This is a genomic window from Thalassolituus oleivorans MIL-1, assembly GCF_000355675.1.
Lineage (GTDB): Bacteria > Pseudomonadota > Gammaproteobacteria > Pseudomonadales > Oceanobacteraceae > Thalassolituus > Thalassolituus oleivorans.
Map to the genome: position 1 here is coordinate 1919857 of NC_020888.1, position 15883 is coordinate 1935739.

Genomic DNA, 15883 nt, shown 5'->3' on the forward strand with positions numbered 1-15883 from the left:
CTAAACAGGTGTTAAATGGCAAAAGATGATCACATTGAAATGGAAGGTGAGGTAGTTGATACCCTTCCCAACACAATGTTCCGTGTAAAACTCGAGAACGGTCACGTCGTGATCGCTCATATTTCCGGCAAAATGCGTAAGAACTACATTCGCATCCTAACTGGCGACAAGGTTAAGGTTGAGCTGACTCCCTACGACCTATCCAAAGGTCGAATTACGTACCGGGCACGCTGATCTTACAGATACCCGACAATTAGCCTTAAAGGCGCATTGTCGGGTCTGTGTTGTGCCGGTTATACCGGCACTGCTTCAGGTACTTCAATTACCAAGGCACCGTCTTCGACGTCAATGTCGACCTCCCCACCTTGAGCTAAATCCCCAAAGAGAATTTTCTCTGCGAGCGGCTTCTTGATCTTATCTTGCACCAAGCGAGCCATAGGACGAGCACCCATCTTTTCGTCATAGCCGTGTTCAGCTAACCATAAGCGTGCGTCATTGTTCACATTCAACATAACGCGTTTATCGTCCAACTGGCCTTGTAGCTCAGCCAGAAACTTATCAACCACATGCAAAATCGTATCGCGACTTAACGGTGCGAATTGAATGATATTGTCGATACGGTTACGGAACTCGGGGGTAAAGAATTTCTTCAGCTCTTCTGCCCCATCAACACTATGATCCTGATGCGTAAAGCCAATGCTCGCCCTACTCATTCGATCAGCACCAGCGTTGGTGGTCATAATCAATATCACATTACGGAAATCGGTCTTGCGACCGTTGTTATCCGTCAATGTACCGTGATCCATAACCTGCAAGAGTATATTAAATACTTCAGGATGAGCTTTCTCGATTTCATCCAGTAGCAATACGCAGTGAGGGTTCTTATTAACCGCTTCTGTGAGCAAGCCACCCTGATCGTAGCCAACATAACCTGGAGGCGCACCAATCAAGCGAGAAACCGTATGGCGCTCCATGTACTCCGACATATCGAAGCGCACGAGTTCCATACCCATCACAGAAGCAAGCTGACGAGTCACCTCTGTTTTGCCGACACCGGTTGGACCTGCAAACAAAAACGATCCTATCGGCTTCTGGGGAGCACTAAGGCCTGCTCTCGACATCTTGATCGCGGTAGAGAGCGTTTGAATGGCTTCATCTTGGCCAAACACAACCATCTGCAACTTATCTTCAAGCTTGAAGAGCAATTCTTTATCGGACGACGATACCGACTTAGGTGGAATGCGAGCAATAGCCGCAACAACCTGCTCGACTTCCGCCACACCAATCACCTTCTTGCGGCGGCTCGCTGGCAGCAGTTGCTGCAACGCGCCAGCCTCATCAATAACATCAATCGCCTTATCGGGCATATTGCGATCATTGATGTAACGATCTGCTAGTTCAGCAGCAGCCTTTAGTGCTTTGTCTGTATAGCGAAGATTATGGTGCTCTTCGAATTTAGGCTTAAGCCCCTTCAGGATCTTATAGGTATCTTCAACCGAAGGCTGAGCAACATCAATTTTTTGGAAGCGACGTGTCAAAGCACTATCCTTCTCAAAAATCCCGCGGAATTCAGTGAATGTGGTAGAGCCAACACAACGAATCTCGCCAGAACTAAGCAAAGGCTTAAGTAGATTACTGGCATCCATCACACCGCCAGATGCTGCACCGGCACCAATAATGGTGTGAATTTCGTCGATAAACAAAATCCCATGAGGCTGCTTTTTCAATTCAGCTAACAATGCTTTGAAACGCTTTTCAAAATCACCGCGGTATTTAGTACCCGCTAGCAATGCCCCCATATCCAAGCTATACACCACTGCATCTTGGATTACTTCCGGCACATCACCATCAACGATGCGCTTCGCCAAGCCTTCAACGATGGCTGTTTTGCCCACCCCTGAATCGCCCACGAGCAAAGGATTATTTTTGCGACGACGTGCGAGAATCTGAACTAAGCGATTCACTTCCATATCACGCCCGATCAAGGGATCAATTTTACCCTCACGCGCCTGACGATTAAGGTTGGCCGCATAACCTTCAAGTGCGCTTTTACCTGCACTTTCGCCCTCATCATCGCCATTCTCAGACATCTGATCTGACGACTCCTCAGGACCAGACACTTTAGAAATGCCATGCGAAATGTAATTAACAACATCTATTCGAGCAATATTTTGCTGCTTCAAGAAATACACAGCCTGACTTTCTTGCTCGCTAAATATGGCAACCAATACGTTTGCCCCTGTCACTTCTGTTTTACCAGAAGACTGAACATGGAACACAGCACGCTGTAAAACTCGCTGAAACCCTAGCGTAGGTTGTGTTTCACGCTCCCCATCGGCTTCGGGGATCAGTGGTGTGGTAGATTCTACAAACTCTTCAAGATCTTTCCGTAACTTGAGGACGTCCGCACCACAAGCCTGTAATACTGCCGCCGCTGCGTCATTATCCAGCAAGGCCAGTAGCAGGTGCTCCACCGTCATAAACTCATGACGTTTGGAGCGAGCCTCTTTAAATGCTTCATTTAAAGTGTGCTCTAGTTCTCGGTTCAGCATAGCGCCTCCAAAGCTTAGTCGTCTGCCGGTGTGATTTCACACATCAATGGATGTTGGCAGTCTCTAGCATATTGATTCACAAGTGCCGCTTTAGTTTCGGCAACATCTCGAGTGTAGACTGCACAAACCGCACTGCCCTTAGTATGAACGGTCAGCATGATCTGGGTCGCCTGCTCTGGCGATTTGTTGAAAAACCGTAGCAACACATCAACAACGAACTCCATTGGAGTGTAATCGTCGTTGATCATTACCACACTGTACATCGGTGGACGCTTTAGCTGGGGCTTGATTGTTTCAACCGCAACACCACTATCACCATCAGTATGTGTATCTTCACTTTTTAAGCTTAGATGAATTTCTGAAATATCGCTCATGACTCTTTCGAATATTGCAAAGGTGATCACATCATAACGCCCTAAATCCTAATGCTCTATAGCGGGGTTAACAAACCCCGCCAATCTTCAATTCAATACAAGAAATGTGGTATTGACGCCTGAAAAAACAGGGCGTAGTGTAACCCTTGGTTTTAGCCAGGACGGCGAATATTAGATCTTCGCCCTAGATTTCGTCCTTGAAGTTAGGCTCATTAGGGAGGCTTTTATGAAAACAGGGAAAGTAAAGTGGTTCAACAATGCAAAAGGTTATGGCTTCATCCTTGCCGATGACAGCAACGAGGATCTTTTCGCACACTATTCGACCATTCAAATGGATGGATATCGTACTCTTAAGGCCGGTCAGGCTGTGCAGTTTGATATCAAACCCAGCGACAAAGGCTCTCACGCCATCAACATCCGCGCTCTTGACGTCGCAGAAAATGAACAAGCACCTATAACCACCCAAAGTGAGCAGCGTGAATACGAGGATGCTTAATTAATCTTCCATATTTCAGACATAAAAAAACCGCCAAAATGGCGGTTTTTTTTATGCATCATTAACCAACTAGCGTTGATCAATGATGGCATTTAAGGTTTTGCTTGGGCGAAGAGCTTTTTCTGCCAAAGCAGGATCTGGCAAATAATATCCACCGATATCAACACTACTACGTTGCACCTCTTCGAGTTCAGATACGATTTTAGCTTCATTTTGCGCCAAAGCTTTTGCCATAGGCTCAAAGTAAGCTTTCAAACTCGCATCTTTGTCTTGTGCAACAAGAGCGTTAGCCCAGTACAAAGCCAAGTAGAAATGACTTCCGCGGTTATCAATCCCGCCTACTTTACGGCCTGGTGACTTATGCTCAACCAACAATTGTCCGGTTGCTTTGTCTAGTGTCTCAGCCAAAACAGAAGCGCGAGCATTGTCGTTAACGTGTGCTAAATGCTCCAGCGATGCCGACAAGGCCATAAACTCACCCAAGGAATCCCAACGTAAGAAGTCTTCTTCTAGGAACTGCTGAACGTGCTTAGGAGCTGAGCCACCGGCACCCGTCTCAAACAGACCACCGCCATTCATTAGCGGCACGATCGATAACATCTTGGCGCTGGTGCCAACTTCTAAAATAGGGAATAGATCGGTTAGATAATCGCGCAGTACGTTACCTGTTACCGAAATAGTATCTAAGCCTTGTTTTAGGCGCTCAAGAGAATACAGAGTCGCATCATCTGGATTCATAATCTGAATATCCAGCCCAGAAATATCATGTTCTGGCAGATAAGCATTAACCTTGGCGATCAACTGAGCATCGTGAGAACGTTTTTCGTCAAGCCAGAAGATTGCTGGATTGCCCGTAGCACGAGCACGAGTGACAGCAAGCTTCACCCAATCGCGAATAGGAGCATCCTTGGCCTGACACATGCGCCAAATGTCGCCTTCTGCAACAGTGTGTTCGATCAAAGTATTGCCATTAGCATCCACTACGCGAACTACACCATCACCTTCGATCTGAAAGGTCTTATCGTGCGAACCGTACTCTTCCGCTTGCTGAGCCATCAAACCGACGTTCGAAACACTGCCCATAGTGCGAGGATCAAAAGCACCATGTTTTTTACAGTAGTCGATTGTTACTTGATAAATCGTCGCGTAGCAGCGATCTGGAATAATGGCTTTAGTATCGTGCAAACCACCATCACTGCCCCACATCTTACCGGAGGCACGTATCATTGCCGGCATTGATGCGTCGACAATAATATCGTTTGGCACGTGCAGGTTGGTAATACCCTTGTCAGAATTAACCATGGCTAAGCGCGGGCGATCGGTATAGCAAGCAGTTATATCAGCTTCGATTGCTAATCGTTGATCGTCTGGTAGCTTTTTGATCTTGGCAAGCACGTCGCCCAGACCGTTATTCGCGTCGATATTCAGCTCTTCAAATACATCCGCATATTTTTCAAATACTGGAGCATAAAATACAGACACTGCGTGACCGAATATAATTGGGTCAGACACTTTCATCATGGTTGCTTTCAAATGGACAGACAGCAACACGTCTTTTGCTTTTGCATCCGCTATTTCAGCGCGCAAGAACTCACGCAACGCTTTACGCTCTAATACAGAGGCATCAATCACTTCACCCGCTAGCAGTGACAGTTTTTTCTTAAGCGTCTTATTCGTACCATTGGCACCAATAAACTCAACGCTCACGTCAGTTGCTTCAGCAAGTGTTACCGATTTTTCACTACCGTAAAAGTCGCCATGACTCATATGCGCAACATGACTCTTAGAGTCGCTCGACCACGCTCCCATTTCATGAGGATTGTTGCGAGCATATTCTTTGACAGATGCAGGAGCACGACGATCGGAATTGCCTTCGCGCAACACTGGATTTACAGCGCTGCCTTTAATTTTGTCGTAACGGGCGCGCAGTTCAAAATCGGCCTCAGTTACAGGATCATTTGGATATAATGGTAAGGCGTAGCCTTTCTTGCGCAACTCTTTAAGCGCATCTTTTAACTGTGGTAACGACGCACTGATATTCGGCAATTTAATAATATTGGCGTCTGGATTTGCTGCTAGTTGACCAAGCTCGGTCAACGCATCCGCTTGGCGCTGCTCTTCAGTAAGATAATCTGGGAAGTTGGCCAAAATCCGGCTCGCTAACGATATATCGCGAGTTTCTACAACGACGCCCGCAGATTCCGTGAATGCCTTAACGATAGGAAGGAACGAATAAGTCGCCAATGCTGGCGCCTCGTCCGTCTGGGTGTAAATGATTTTGGAATTATGCGTAGACATTCTTTCTCCTGTTGCGTGATGCTGTCTGCTGTTTCGCGCCACCCGATGTACTAGCAGGCTTTTGGCCCACCGTAAAATCAGGCTATTTGTCCGCCGATTACGTGCGATAATATGCAACCGGCTACAATTTGACTGCTCTGAGCTCTGTGTTCAGGTGCGCTAATTTGTAGTTTTTCTACAAAAAATGCAAGCTAGACAAAAGAATAAGTAGTTTTCTTACAGAATTATGGCATCTCTCATCCTACTCAATAAGCCCTTTAACGTCCTTTGTCAGTTCACCGACAAAGAAGGTCGTGCAACGCTTAGCAGTTATATTAGTACACCAAATCATTATCCGGCAGGTCGTTTGGATTATGACTCGGAAGGCCTACTACTCCTGACTGACAGTGGCACCCTGCAAGCCAGAATTGCCGATCCACGTCACAAAATGACTAAGACCTACTGGGTGCAAGTGGAAGGTATACCTGATGAGACCTCATTAGAGGCTCTGCGTCACGGGATTGTATTGAAAGACGGGCCTACCCGCCCTGCCAAAGTGAACATTATTCCCGAGCCAACTTTGTGGGAGCGTAACCCGCCCATCCGTCAGCGAGCAAATGACATCACCAGTTGGTTAGAAATTCAAATTAGTGAGGGACGAAATCGCCAAGTGCGGAGAATGACTGCTCACATCGGCCACCCTACGTTGCGTTTAGTCAGAGTTGCGATTGGGAGCTGGTCGTTATTCGATAAGACCAATTCTAGCAATTCACTTATCCAACCCGGCAGCTCATGCACCCTCGAAATTCATATGCCTACCCCAAGCAGCAAGGAACAAAATCCGCGCAACAGCCAAAAGCCGACTGGCAACCGAAAAAATATTCGCTCAGGGCAGCAAATAAACCGCCCAAACAAAGCTAATAAAAAAAACCGCTGATTTGAGTGCCACCCCATACTTCAGGTAAACTGCCGCGATTTCCACACGGGACTCATCATGAATAAGCGCTGGACACCCCACGCGACCGTAGCCACGATAGTGGTGCGCGATGACCGTTTTCTAATGGTTGAAGAATTAAGTGGCGGCGAAGCGGTATTCAACCAACCGGCGGGGCATATCGAAGCTGGCGAAACCGTCGAAGCCGCGGCAATTCGCGAGACCCTAGAAGAAACCGGCTGGCATGTCGCCATTACCGGATTGCTTGGGCTTTACACCTATACAGCACCCGCCAATGGTATTACTTATCATCGCTACTGCCTCATTGGCGAGGCCACAAACCACGACCCGAATGCAGAACTTGATGAAGGCATTATTGGCCCTCAGTGGCTTACCATTGAAGAACTTCGTGCCAGCAAGCGCCTGCGTAGCCCTATGGTTTTAACCTGCGCGGAAGATTATATTTCTGGGCGACACTACCCTCTAGACATCATTACTGAGCATCCATAAACATGACTGAGACTGCAGCATTAAAAGTCATTGTCGGCATGTCCGGCGGCGTTGATTCATCGGTATCAGCTTATCTTCTCATGCAACAAGGCTATCAGGTCGAAGGCTTGTTCATGAAGAACTGGGATGAAGATGACGGCACAGAATACTGCACAGCAAAGGATGACTTAGCCGACGCGCAACAAGTATGCGACACCTTGGGCATTAAACTGCATCAGGCTAACTTCGCCGCTGAATACTGGGACAATGTGTTCGAATACTTTCTCAACGAATACAAAGCTGGCCGCACGCCAAACCCAGACATTCTTTGTAATCGCGAAATAAAATTCAAAGCATTTTTAGAATACGCCAAACATCTAGGCGCAGATCTGATCGCAACCGGCCACTACGTGCGTCGCGGGGAGCGGGATGGCAAAACATGCTTACTTAAAGGTCTTGATGCCAATAAAGACCAAAGCTATTTTTTACATGCTGTCGCCGCGACCGAGATAGAACAAACCTTATTTCCCGTGGGTGAGCTTGAAAAGCCAGAAGTTCGACGTATTGCTGAAGCAAACAACCTCATTACGCACAATAAAAAGGATTCGACTGGCATCTGTTTTATCGGTGAGCGACGTTTCAAAGACTTTTTACAGCAATATCTTCCCGCGCAGCCGGGCCGAATTGAAACCCCAGAAGGCGAAGACATCGGCGAGCACCAAGGCTTGATGTATCACACGCTGGGTCAACGCCAAGGGCTTGGCATCGGTGGGCTGAAGAATCACCCCGATGCACCTTGGTTCGTCGCAGGCAAAGACCTAGAGCGCAATGTACTGATAGCTGTTCAAGGCATAGAGCACCCATTGCTATTTAAAGAATGGCTGACCACAGATCAAGTATTCTGGGTAAACGAAGAACCCTCCCCACTACCGCTACAATGCAAAGCGAAAGTACGTTATCGTCAGGATGATCAAGACTGCACGATTTACTCAACCGCAACGGGTTATCGGGTTGAATTCAGCAAGCCACAACGAGCTATCACACCGGGACAATCTGTGGTGTTTTACCTTGATGACAACTGTCTTGGCGGCGGTGTTATCGAACAGACAGGAAATTTAAATGAATAATCGTAGCCATGAACAAGCCATTGCTCTCGCCGCGGTATTTCAAGCAGCAACCTTGGTAGAACAGCTCGCGCGGACTGGTGACATCGCAGGTGATGCCAGCGATCCACTTATAAAAAGCCTATTCGAACAATCGCCAGCGCATTTTAATGACGTTTATGGCGATCCCAAGCTTAACTTAGGAATAGGTTTGCGCCAGCTACAAGTCGTATGCAAACGCGACCCGCGCGGATTAAATCCCGACGTTACCCGCTACGCACTCAGCCTGCTGCATTTGGAACGAAAATTATTTAAATCGCCAGCAATGATCTCGCAACTTGGTCAAGGCATTGATGCCGCCTCGCGCCAAGCTCAACACTTTTCCCCAACACACGAAAACACCGTTGCCGCACTAGCGGGACTATACAAACAAACGCTAAGCAACCTTAGTTTTCGTATTCGAGTTACCGGCAACCCAACCTACCTACAAACCAACTACACCGCCAATCGCGTGCGCGCGTTGCTGCTCGCCGGTATTCGCGGTGCCATTTTATGGCGTCAGGTAGGTGGCAAGCGCTGGCATTTGTTAACCAATCGCAAACGCTATCTAAAGGCCTGCGAAGAGTTGCTCAATCAACCGTCTCGGCATTAATTAAACCGTTAGATTTAAAGTGATGAACATTGATCGGTTTTTTACAAAAAATTAAGAAATAAAAGGCTATTTGCACTGCTGTTTTAGTCTGTTACCAATAAACAGCAGCCGTTTCAAAACCCGCTTTGGGTGCGTCCTTGGGCCCTATATGCGATAATACGGCCTTAATTTTTAAGCCAGCTTACCTCAACCATGACGCAAGAATACGCACCTGCCCAGCCCGAACACATCCTCACCAGTACTGCTAACGACAGCAAACCGGTGAACCGTCGTTTTAGCACAGCGCCGATGATGGACTGGAGCGATTCCAATTGCCGCTATTTTTGGCGGCAATTAACTAAGCATGCGGTGCTGTATTCTGAGATGGTGACCACTGGTGCGCTGATTCATGGTAATCGCGAACGCTTTCTTGCTTACGATGACGTGGAACATCCGTTGGCATTGCAGCTCGGCGGTAGTAATCCAGCCGATCTAGCTCAGTGCGCGCGCTTTGCTCAAGATTGGGGTTACGATGAGGTTAACTTAAACGTGGGTTGCCCCAGTGACCGAGTGCAAAACAATATGATCGGTGCCTGCTTGATGGGTCATGGAGATCTGGTCGCAGATTGTATTAAGTCGATGCAGGATGCGACGGATATCGATGTCACCATCAAGCATCGCATCGGTATTGATGACCTCGATACCTACGAGCATATGCGCGATTTCGTTGGCAAAATCGCTACCACTGGCTGTAAAACCTTTATCGTTCATGCGCGCAAAGCGATCCTTCAGGGCTTGTCACCAAAGGAAAACCGCGAAGTTCCGCCGTTGAAATACGATTTCGTTTATCGCTTAAAGCAGGAATTCCCTGATCTCGAAATCATCATTAATGGCGGCATTACCAATCACGATCAAATCACAGAAATGCTGACTCACGTTGATGGCGTCATGCTCGGTCGCGAGGCATACCACAACCCTGCGGTTCTACTTGATGTGGATGCGCGTTATTACAACGAAGGATCCATCAGTGAAGAAGATGCGGATAAAGCAGCACTAATCCGAAGCTTATACCCGTACATAGAAGCACAACTGAGCAAAGGGGCGACTCTGCACCACATTTCTCGCCATACATTAGGCTTATTTAATGGCCAACCTGGGGCACGTATGTATCGTCGCCATCTTAGCGAGAATGCACATCGCAAAGATGCTGGCATCGAGGTTATGGAGCAGGCCTTAGCCTTGATGGGATATAACTGAACAAATGCTTAGGTGAGAGCTTCTAGCGTTACAGCCCTCACCTCAACATTATCAGCGCGGACGCTGAGTATCGTATAGCTCTTCGGCTTCTTCTAGGCCGCCAACATTATGAACATTGGTATACCCTTGCGCTTGCAGCGCTTTTAGCGCGACATCCGCACGACGACCCGAACGACAATAAACGTACACTTTTGTGTCTTTATTCGGGATAAGTGCTGGCGCTTTTTCTGCCACGTCAGTATGTGGAATATTCAGCGCAACAGGCACATGGCCACCGCCAAATTCTTGCGCAGATCGAACATCTAACCACACCGATTCTTCGGCGATAGCCAGCAGACTGGTTAGCATTAAAGCGATAACAGCAAAAACTTTCATAAACTTCTCCAAGTATTTGTAATGAATGGCCTTTTTTAATAAAGACTTGCGCCCTTCCGTTGACGTCACGCCTGCCTTAAGACACTCTAACTCACTATCTATATAAGCAACAGGATCGACCATGAGCAAACTGGACGCCCTGCGTGAAATGACGGTGGTGGTAGCGGACACAGGTGATATTGATGCCATCCGCACACATAAACCGCAAGACGCAACGACTAACCCATCATTGATTTTAAAAGCGGCGACGCTGCCAGCCTATCAAGCTCACATTAAAGCTGCGCTAGCATGGGCTAAAACCGCCAACAACGGTGAAGATTTTATCATCAACGCCTGCGACCACCTTGCTGTGGCCATTGGCTGTGAAATTCTCGACATCATTCCTGGTTTGGTTTCAACTGAAGTCGATGCGCGCTTATCGTTCGATACTGAAGCTATGATTAAAAAAGCACGCAAGCTGATCGCTATGTATGCCAATGCCGGCGTCAGCAGCGAGCGCATATTGATTAAAATTGCTTCCACTTGGGAAGGTATTCAAGCCGCTAAACAATTAGAAGCGGAAGGTATTCATTGCAACCTAACCCTACTCTTCAACTTCACTCAGGCCGTCGCCTGTGCCGAAGCGGGTGCAACTCTAATTTCTCCGTTTGTAGGCCGCATCCTGGATTGGTACAAAGCTCAGGACCCGAGCGCCGACTATAGCGGCGAGAACGATCCTGGGGTTGTGTCGGTGACACAGATCTACAACTACTACAAACAACATGGCTATAAAACCGTTGTAATGGGCGCAAGTTTTCGCAACACAGGCGAAGTCGAGGCGCTAGCGGGGTGCGACAAGCTAACTATTAGCCCTGACCTATTGGCAGCATTAACCGCTGACAACACATCACTAGAGCGTCGCTTGGAACCCGCAAAAGCGTCCACCGATATTGAGCGTCACAGTGCCTCAGAAGCTCAATTCCGTTGGGCGATGAACGAAGACACTATGGCTAACGACAAACTAGCCGATGGCATTCGCCGTTTTGCAGCGGATCAAGTGTTGCTTGAGCAACAACTCAGCGAGCTAGCATGATCAAAGCGCTTTTCTCCAAGTTGTTAGCACCGACTGAGCCGGTACAAGAGGTGGACGTCCAATTGGCGTCCGCTGTATTACTGGTCGAGATCATGAGCGCCGACCACTCAATTGACGCTGCAGAACAAACGGCTTTGATTATGGTGCTGAGCAAATTGTTCGCCATATCCAAAAGTGATGCCGAAACTTTGATGGCAGAAGCCAGTGCAAAAGCCAAAGATTCTGTCGATCTATTTCGCTTTACCGAGGCCGTTCACAAGCGCTTCAGCGAAGCGCAAAAATTTCAGTTGATCGTTGGGTTATGGGCTGTCGCGTACGCCAGCAACGGCTTAGATAAGTACGAAGAACATATGATTCGTCGTATCTCTGATTTGCTATATATTCCCCATGGCGAGTTTATTAGAGCCAAACTAATAGCCCGCGAACAGGCTTAATCTTGCCGATATGATCTTTGATATCAAAACGCAATTTGCCGATCTTGTTACTCAGATGGCAAAGCTTCGCCAGCATATTGAACAGCAGAACCCAAACCATTGGTTTCCGCTTAGCCATGCAGAGCAAGCCGCAGGGTTAAAACCGCTAAATTCACTGTGTAATTTGATAAGTGACTTTTGGTATCAGGATAATCAGGACGGCCGCGAAACGCGCAGTCGTCACGGCTTGATCCTAGCTGACCCACAAACCCAAGCACTTATTACTGAAATCAATACCAACAAAGATCAACTTCGTGTCGCCATTCGAGATATGAAAGAGACCTTAGGTAATAAAGAGTGGCAATTGCTAAGTGAGCGACTCAGCGAAAACCTCATTGGCTTTCGCCAGAATCTCACCAATGCCGGTTTGGCGCGCATCCATTTAAAGCAATGCGTGCGGCATATTCCGTTATTGAACGAAATGCCCAAGCGCGTTGGTTTTAGCTGGTACAACAATGGTCGCAGTATTAAACGCATCAGCATCAAAGAAGCTGAAGATAAACTGCTAAACCTTGGTGCAGACAAGCCACATATTCAGATTCAGCTGGAGCGTCTAGGCCAATTAAGAAGTAACGCCAAGCTAGCGCAGATGCAAACCCTCGCGCCAGTAGTGCGTGCTAATTTAGTGTTCGAAACTCATCGCAAAGCGATGAATGTACCGCTGCCGTTATTTCTGCCCACAGATAATCCTCATGCGGACTTGCCGTCTTACAAAGACATTCCTCTTGAGCCGCCCGTTGGGCGCACTAGACAAAGTCGCGACGATTTTCAGCTATCGGACGTACCACTACTGCCAAGCCTGCGAATTTATACTTACCGCGATTAACGTGGCTTTAAAGGCCAGAAACAGAAACGGCGCTCATAAAGAGCGCCGTTTTCATTTAAACCCATTAAACCTACAAACGATTCAAGCCGTTCAGCGCTGCAACACGATACGCTTCTGCCATTGTTGGATAGTTAAATGTGGTATTTACAAAATAGCGCAAGGTATTACCTTCGCCTTTTTGCTGCATGATAGCCTGACCAATGTGCACAATCTCAGCGGCTTGGTCACCAAAGCAATGAATTCCCAATAGCTCGAGAGTTTGACGATGAAATAGGATTTTTAACATACCTACCCCTTCACCGGTAATCTGCGCACGAGCGATATTTTTGAAGAAAGCCTGACCTACTTCGTAAGGCACTTTTTCTTCTGTTAATTGGCGCTCAGTTTTACCAATCGAGCTAATTTCCGGAATGGTATAAATACCGGTTGGTACGGAATCGACATAACGGAAATCCTCTGGCGACGCAATAATCGCGGCAGCGGCACGACCTTGATCATAAGCCGCTGATGCCAATGATGGCCAACCGATAACATCGCCAACCGCATAAATATGGCTAAGTGCCGTACGGTACTCTCCGTCCACATCGAGCTGACCACGACTATTAGGCTTTAAGCCAATTGCTTCTAGGCCTAAGTGCTCGGTATTACCGGTACGACCCGCAGCCCAAAGGAAAGCGTCTGCTTTTACCTTTTTACCTGAAGTCATGGTCATGGTGACATAACGATCATTGGCCTCAACCGATTCAAATTGCTCGGTATGACGAATCAATGCGCCTTTATCACGCAGGTGATAACTCAAGGCGTCTGAAATTTCATCATCCAAAAAATTCAATAAACGATCGCCGGGGTGAATCAAATCGACCTTCACGCCCAAGCCAGAAAATATAGAGGCGTACTCACAGCCAATAACACCAGCACCATAAATAATGATGGTGCGTGGCGTGTGGTCTAGCTCAAGTACCGTATCCGAATCGTAGATGCGCGGATGATTAAAATCGATATTTTTCGGACGCCAAGGACTAGAACCCGTCGCAATCACAATTTCTTTAGCATGTAGGCGCGTATTGCTCTGACTGCCATGATAAACATCAATAGTGTGATCATCGGCAAACTTCGCCATGCCGGTGTAGACGCTGATGCGGTTGCGACCATAAAACTCTGTGCGCAACTTAACCTGCTTGGCGATAACGCGTTCAGCGTTTTTCAACACACCTTGAAATGAAAACCAACGCGGCTCACCAATTTCGCGAAACATTGGATTGGTGTTGAACTGAATGATCTGTTTTACCGCGTGACGCAAGGCTTTAGATGGAATCGTACCCCAATGCGTACAGTTACCACCCAGCATGCTTTTATCTTCAACGACCGCTACTTTCTTGCCTTTCTTGGCAGCGTTCATCGCCGCGCCCTCACCCGCAGGGCCCGCGCCGATGATAACGACGTCGTAGTGATAATCCGCCATGCGTAATACTCCGTTATAGCTTCTGGTAATTAAGATTCTGTAATTCTAGATTATTTTTACAATAACGCAGGATTAGCGCTTAGTCGCATCGTAAAAATCGGCGTTGTCCGACGCCTTTCCAGCTTCTTTACTTTCTTTCTCGCAACGATTTTTATCACCGCCACAGACATCACACGCGGTGTCCATACCGATGGCGCTCATACCGCCACAAGAGCCAGCAATTGGCTTGCGTCCCATAATCACACCAATTGCCATAGCAGCAACGATGAATAGCATAACGCCAAAGGCGATGATGATTGTCGACATAATCAGATTTCCTTAATGGTTTGCACCATTGATTGGAGTAGATTGAAATTTCTGTTGAAAGCGAGAGGATGCCATTTCGGTAAATCCGTCCCCCTCTCGAATAATCATAAACACAGCAAGATCATTAGCTTCTGCAAGCGCAATCGCTGCTTCAGGCCCAGCTACATTTAACGCAGTAGCCCACGCATCAGCCAAGGAGCATGAGTCATGAACAACAGTTACAGAAGCTAACGCATGACGAATCGGATAACCCGTCAATGGGTCAATCGTATGAGAATAGCGCACGCCGCCTTCTTCATAATAGTTGCGATAATCGCCAGAGGTGGCCACGGCATTGTCACCGAGGCTAAGTATTAGTTCGGCCTGACGATCAGCTACAGTCGATACAGGGCGTTCAACCGCAATCGACCAAGCGCCTTCAGGCTTGCTACCACGAGTTCGCAACTCGCCACCGATTTCGACTAAATAATTGTTAACACCATGCGATGCCAGCAAACGTCCGATTTCATCAACTCCCCAACCTTTAGCGACGGCTGAGAGATCAATATACAAAGGCCGCAACATGCGAATTTGATTTTTATCTCTACTCAGTATGAGTGACTTCATACCGACTTGTTCCAGTAGTTTCGCAATTTCTTCAGTAGAAGGAACTCCACGCTCATCGTCAGGGCCAAAACCCCAGCGATTTACAAGCGGACCAACAGTGACATCCAAACGCCCAACACTGTACCGGCTTACCTCGTCAGCATCGCGCAGCACCGCCATAAGATCGGCGGAAACATCGATCCAAGCTTCTGGGTCAACATCCTTTCTTTGATTTAATAACGATAGCTCAGATGATTTATCGTAAGTGGACATCGAATGGTTTATCTCACGCAGGCGCGAATCAACCAAAGCTTGCAAAGCCTCTTCCGAAACGTCCCCAGTATCAACCCAGCTAATGTGATATTGAGTGCCCATCGTAGGACCACTGATATGTAATATATCTGGGCTAAATAGGCGCGAACATGACGCCAACAGAAGAACGGAACTGATAGCCAAACAAAAACTCAAGCGACCAATCGCTTTTGAGCCAAAAAATATGCGCATAATCACCTCTAATCAGATGGCCTGCAGTATACCGAGTGTTGACCTGCCTTGCATGAAAGTCAGGCACTCAACCACGTAAAATCAACAGAAACAGTATTTTTCACAATCCAGCAGTCGTCATATTGAAAATATCGAGAAAATCCCAACGAAATACCTACTCAGTTATA

17 protein-coding genes are annotated in these 15883 nt (G+C 47.5%); 10 read left to right on the plus strand and 7 right to left on the minus strand.

What is annotated here, in order from left to right:
• Positions 1-15: 15 nt before the first annotated feature.
• Positions 16-234, plus strand: coding sequence for a translation initiation factor IF-1 (infA, locus tag TOL_RS08650; protein ID WP_015486940.1), 219 nt, complete (start codon positions 16-18; stop codon positions 232-234).
• Between the two features lie 59 nt (positions 235-293).
• On the opposite strand, the gene clpA is transcribed toward infA, so the two are convergent.
• Entirely contained in the window at positions 294-2552 is a 2259-nt protein-coding gene (clpA, locus tag TOL_RS08655; RefSeq protein ID WP_015486941.1) for an ATP-dependent Clp protease ATP-binding subunit ClpA, read from the minus strand.
• 14 nt (positions 2553-2566) lie between these two features.
• Positions 2567-2926 carry an ATP-dependent Clp protease adapter ClpS gene (gene clpS / locus TOL_RS08660; RefSeq protein WP_015486942.1) on the minus strand — a complete coding sequence of 120 codons (360 nt, stop codon included), beginning with the start codon at positions 2924-2926 and terminating at the stop codon, positions 2567-2569.
• Positions 2927-3152: 226 nt separating this feature from the next.
• Here clpS and cspD point away from each other — a divergent pair, with 226 nt between their 5' ends.
• On the plus strand, positions 3153-3422 hold the full coding sequence (gene cspD / locus TOL_RS08665; RefSeq protein ID WP_015486943.1) for a cold shock domain-containing protein CspD: 270 nt from the start codon (positions 3153-3155) through the stop codon (positions 3420-3422).
• Positions 3423-3491: 69 nt separating this feature from the next.
• Here the strand turns inward: cspD and TOL_RS08670 are convergent, their stop codons facing one another.
• Complete coding sequence (locus TOL_RS08670; RefSeq protein WP_015486944.1) at positions 3492-5720, minus strand: NADP-dependent isocitrate dehydrogenase; 2229 nt, start codon at positions 5718-5720, stop codon at positions 3492-3494.
• A gap of 226 nt (positions 5721-5946) precedes the next feature.
• On the opposite strand from TOL_RS08670, the gene TOL_RS08675 reads away from it, so the two are divergent.
• From TOL_RS08675 to dusA, 5 genes are all read left to right on the plus strand, one after another.
• Entirely contained in the window at positions 5947-6636 is a 690-nt protein-coding gene (locus TOL_RS08675) for a pseudouridine synthase (protein WP_015486945.1), read from the plus strand.
• A gap of 57 nt (positions 6637-6693) precedes the next feature.
• A complete protein-coding gene (locus TOL_RS08680; protein ID WP_015486946.1) occupies positions 6694-7143 on the plus strand; it encodes an NUDIX hydrolase in 450 nt (149 codons plus the stop codon).
• 2 nt (positions 7144-7145) lie between these two features.
• Positions 7146-8249, plus strand: a complete 1104-nt coding sequence (gene mnmA, locus TOL_RS08685; RefSeq protein WP_015486947.1) for a tRNA 2-thiouridine(34) synthase MnmA — start codon at positions 7146-7148, stop codon at positions 8247-8249.
• On the plus strand, positions 8242-8877 hold the full coding sequence (hflD, locus tag TOL_RS08690) for a high frequency lysogenization protein HflD (protein WP_015486948.1): 636 nt from the start codon (positions 8242-8244) through the stop codon (positions 8875-8877). Before mnmA ends, hflD begins: the two co-directional genes overlap by 8 nt.
• 192 nt (positions 8878-9069) lie before the next feature.
• Positions 9070-10113, plus strand: coding sequence for a tRNA dihydrouridine(20/20a) synthase DusA (gene dusA, locus TOL_RS08695; protein WP_015486949.1), 1044 nt, complete (start codon positions 9070-9072; stop codon positions 10111-10113).
• A gap of 51 nt (positions 10114-10164) precedes the next feature.
• On the opposite strand, the gene TOL_RS19035 is transcribed toward dusA, so the two are convergent.
• Positions 10165-10488, minus strand: a complete 324-nt coding sequence (locus tag TOL_RS19035; RefSeq protein WP_041588861.1) for a rhodanese-like domain-containing protein — start codon at positions 10486-10488, stop codon at positions 10165-10167.
• Positions 10489-10609: 121 nt separating this feature from the next.
• On the opposite strand from TOL_RS19035, the gene tal reads away from it, so the two are divergent.
• Genes tal through TOL_RS08715 form a run of 3 tightly spaced genes read left to right on the plus strand, consistent with a single transcriptional unit; the run spans position 10610 to position 12859 of the window.
• Complete coding sequence (gene tal / locus TOL_RS08705) at positions 10610-11560, plus strand: transaldolase (protein ID WP_015486951.1); 951 nt, start codon at positions 10610-10612, stop codon at positions 11558-11560.
• Complete coding sequence (locus TOL_RS08710; RefSeq protein WP_015486952.1) at positions 11557-11994, plus strand: tellurite resistance TerB family protein; 438 nt, start codon at positions 11557-11559, stop codon at positions 11992-11994. The genes tal and TOL_RS08710 overlap by 4 nt, the downstream gene beginning before the upstream one ends.
• A gap of 10 nt (positions 11995-12004) precedes the next feature.
• Entirely contained in the window at positions 12005-12859 is an 855-nt protein-coding gene (locus TOL_RS08715) for a hypothetical protein (RefSeq protein ID WP_015486953.1), read from the plus strand.
• A gap of 70 nt (positions 12860-12929) precedes the next feature.
• On the opposite strand, the gene sthA is transcribed toward TOL_RS08715, so the two are convergent.
• From sthA to TOL_RS08730, 3 genes are all read right to left on the minus strand, one after another.
• Positions 12930-14321: a Si-specific NAD(P)(+) transhydrogenase gene (gene sthA / locus TOL_RS08720; RefSeq protein WP_015486954.1), complete on the minus strand. Its 1392-nt coding sequence runs from the start codon at positions 14319-14321 to the stop codon at positions 12930-12932.
• 72 nt (positions 14322-14393) lie between these two features.
• Positions 14394-14627: a (Na+)-NQR maturation NqrM gene (nqrM, locus tag TOL_RS08725; protein WP_015486955.1), complete on the minus strand. Its 234-nt coding sequence runs from the start codon at positions 14625-14627 to the stop codon at positions 14394-14396.
• 12 nt (positions 14628-14639) lie between these two features.
• A complete protein-coding gene (locus TOL_RS08730) occupies positions 14640-15716 on the minus strand; it encodes an FAD:protein FMN transferase (RefSeq protein WP_015486956.1) in 1077 nt (358 codons plus the stop codon).
• Between the last annotated feature and the right edge of the window lie 167 nt (positions 15717-15883).

What these genes read in the sequence shown, in the direction of transcription:
- infA (WP_015486940.1), top strand. Translation starts at nt 16, where the DNA reads ATGGCAAAAGATGATCACATTGAAATGGAAGGTGAGGTAGTTGATACC.
- clpA (WP_015486941.1), bottom strand. Translation starts at nt 2,552, where the DNA reads ATGCTGAACCGAGAACTAGAGCACACTTTAAATGAAGCATTTAAAGAG.
- clpS (WP_015486942.1), bottom strand. Translation starts at nt 2,926, where the DNA reads ATGAGCGATATTTCAGAAATTCATCTAAGCTTAAAAAGTGAAGATACA.
- cspD (WP_015486943.1), top strand. Translation starts at nt 3,153, where the DNA reads ATGAAAACAGGGAAAGTAAAGTGGTTCAACAATGCAAAAGGTTATGGC.
- TOL_RS08670 (WP_015486944.1), bottom strand. Translation starts at nt 5,720, where the DNA reads ATGTCTACGCATAATTCCAAAATCATTTACACCCAGACGGACGAGGCG.
- TOL_RS08675 (WP_015486945.1), top strand. Translation starts at nt 5,947, where the DNA reads ATGGCATCTCTCATCCTACTCAATAAGCCCTTTAACGTCCTTTGTCAG.
- TOL_RS08680 (WP_015486946.1), top strand. Translation starts at nt 6,694, where the DNA reads ATGAATAAGCGCTGGACACCCCACGCGACCGTAGCCACGATAGTGGTG.
- mnmA (WP_015486947.1), top strand. Translation starts at nt 7,146, where the DNA reads ATGACTGAGACTGCAGCATTAAAAGTCATTGTCGGCATGTCCGGCGGC.
- hflD (WP_015486948.1), top strand. Translation starts at nt 8,242, where the DNA reads ATGAATAATCGTAGCCATGAACAAGCCATTGCTCTCGCCGCGGTATTT.
- dusA (WP_015486949.1), top strand. Translation starts at nt 9,070, where the DNA reads ATGACGCAAGAATACGCACCTGCCCAGCCCGAACACATCCTCACCAGT.
- TOL_RS19035 (WP_041588861.1), bottom strand. Translation starts at nt 10,488, where the DNA reads ATGAAAGTTTTTGCTGTTATCGCTTTAATGCTAACCAGTCTGCTGGCT.
- tal (WP_015486951.1), top strand. Translation starts at nt 10,610, where the DNA reads ATGAGCAAACTGGACGCCCTGCGTGAAATGACGGTGGTGGTAGCGGAC.
- TOL_RS08710 (WP_015486952.1), top strand. Translation starts at nt 11,557, where the DNA reads ATGATCAAAGCGCTTTTCTCCAAGTTGTTAGCACCGACTGAGCCGGTA.
- TOL_RS08715 (WP_015486953.1), top strand. Translation starts at nt 12,005, where the DNA reads ATGATCTTTGATATCAAAACGCAATTTGCCGATCTTGTTACTCAGATG.
- sthA (WP_015486954.1), bottom strand. Translation starts at nt 14,321, where the DNA reads ATGGCGGATTATCACTACGACGTCGTTATCATCGGCGCGGGCCCTGCG.
- nqrM (WP_015486955.1), bottom strand. Translation starts at nt 14,627, where the DNA reads ATGTCGACAATCATCATCGCCTTTGGCGTTATGCTATTCATCGTTGCT.
- TOL_RS08730 (WP_015486956.1), bottom strand. Translation starts at nt 15,716, where the DNA reads ATGCGCATATTTTTTGGCTCAAAAGCGATTGGTCGCTTGAGTTTTTGT.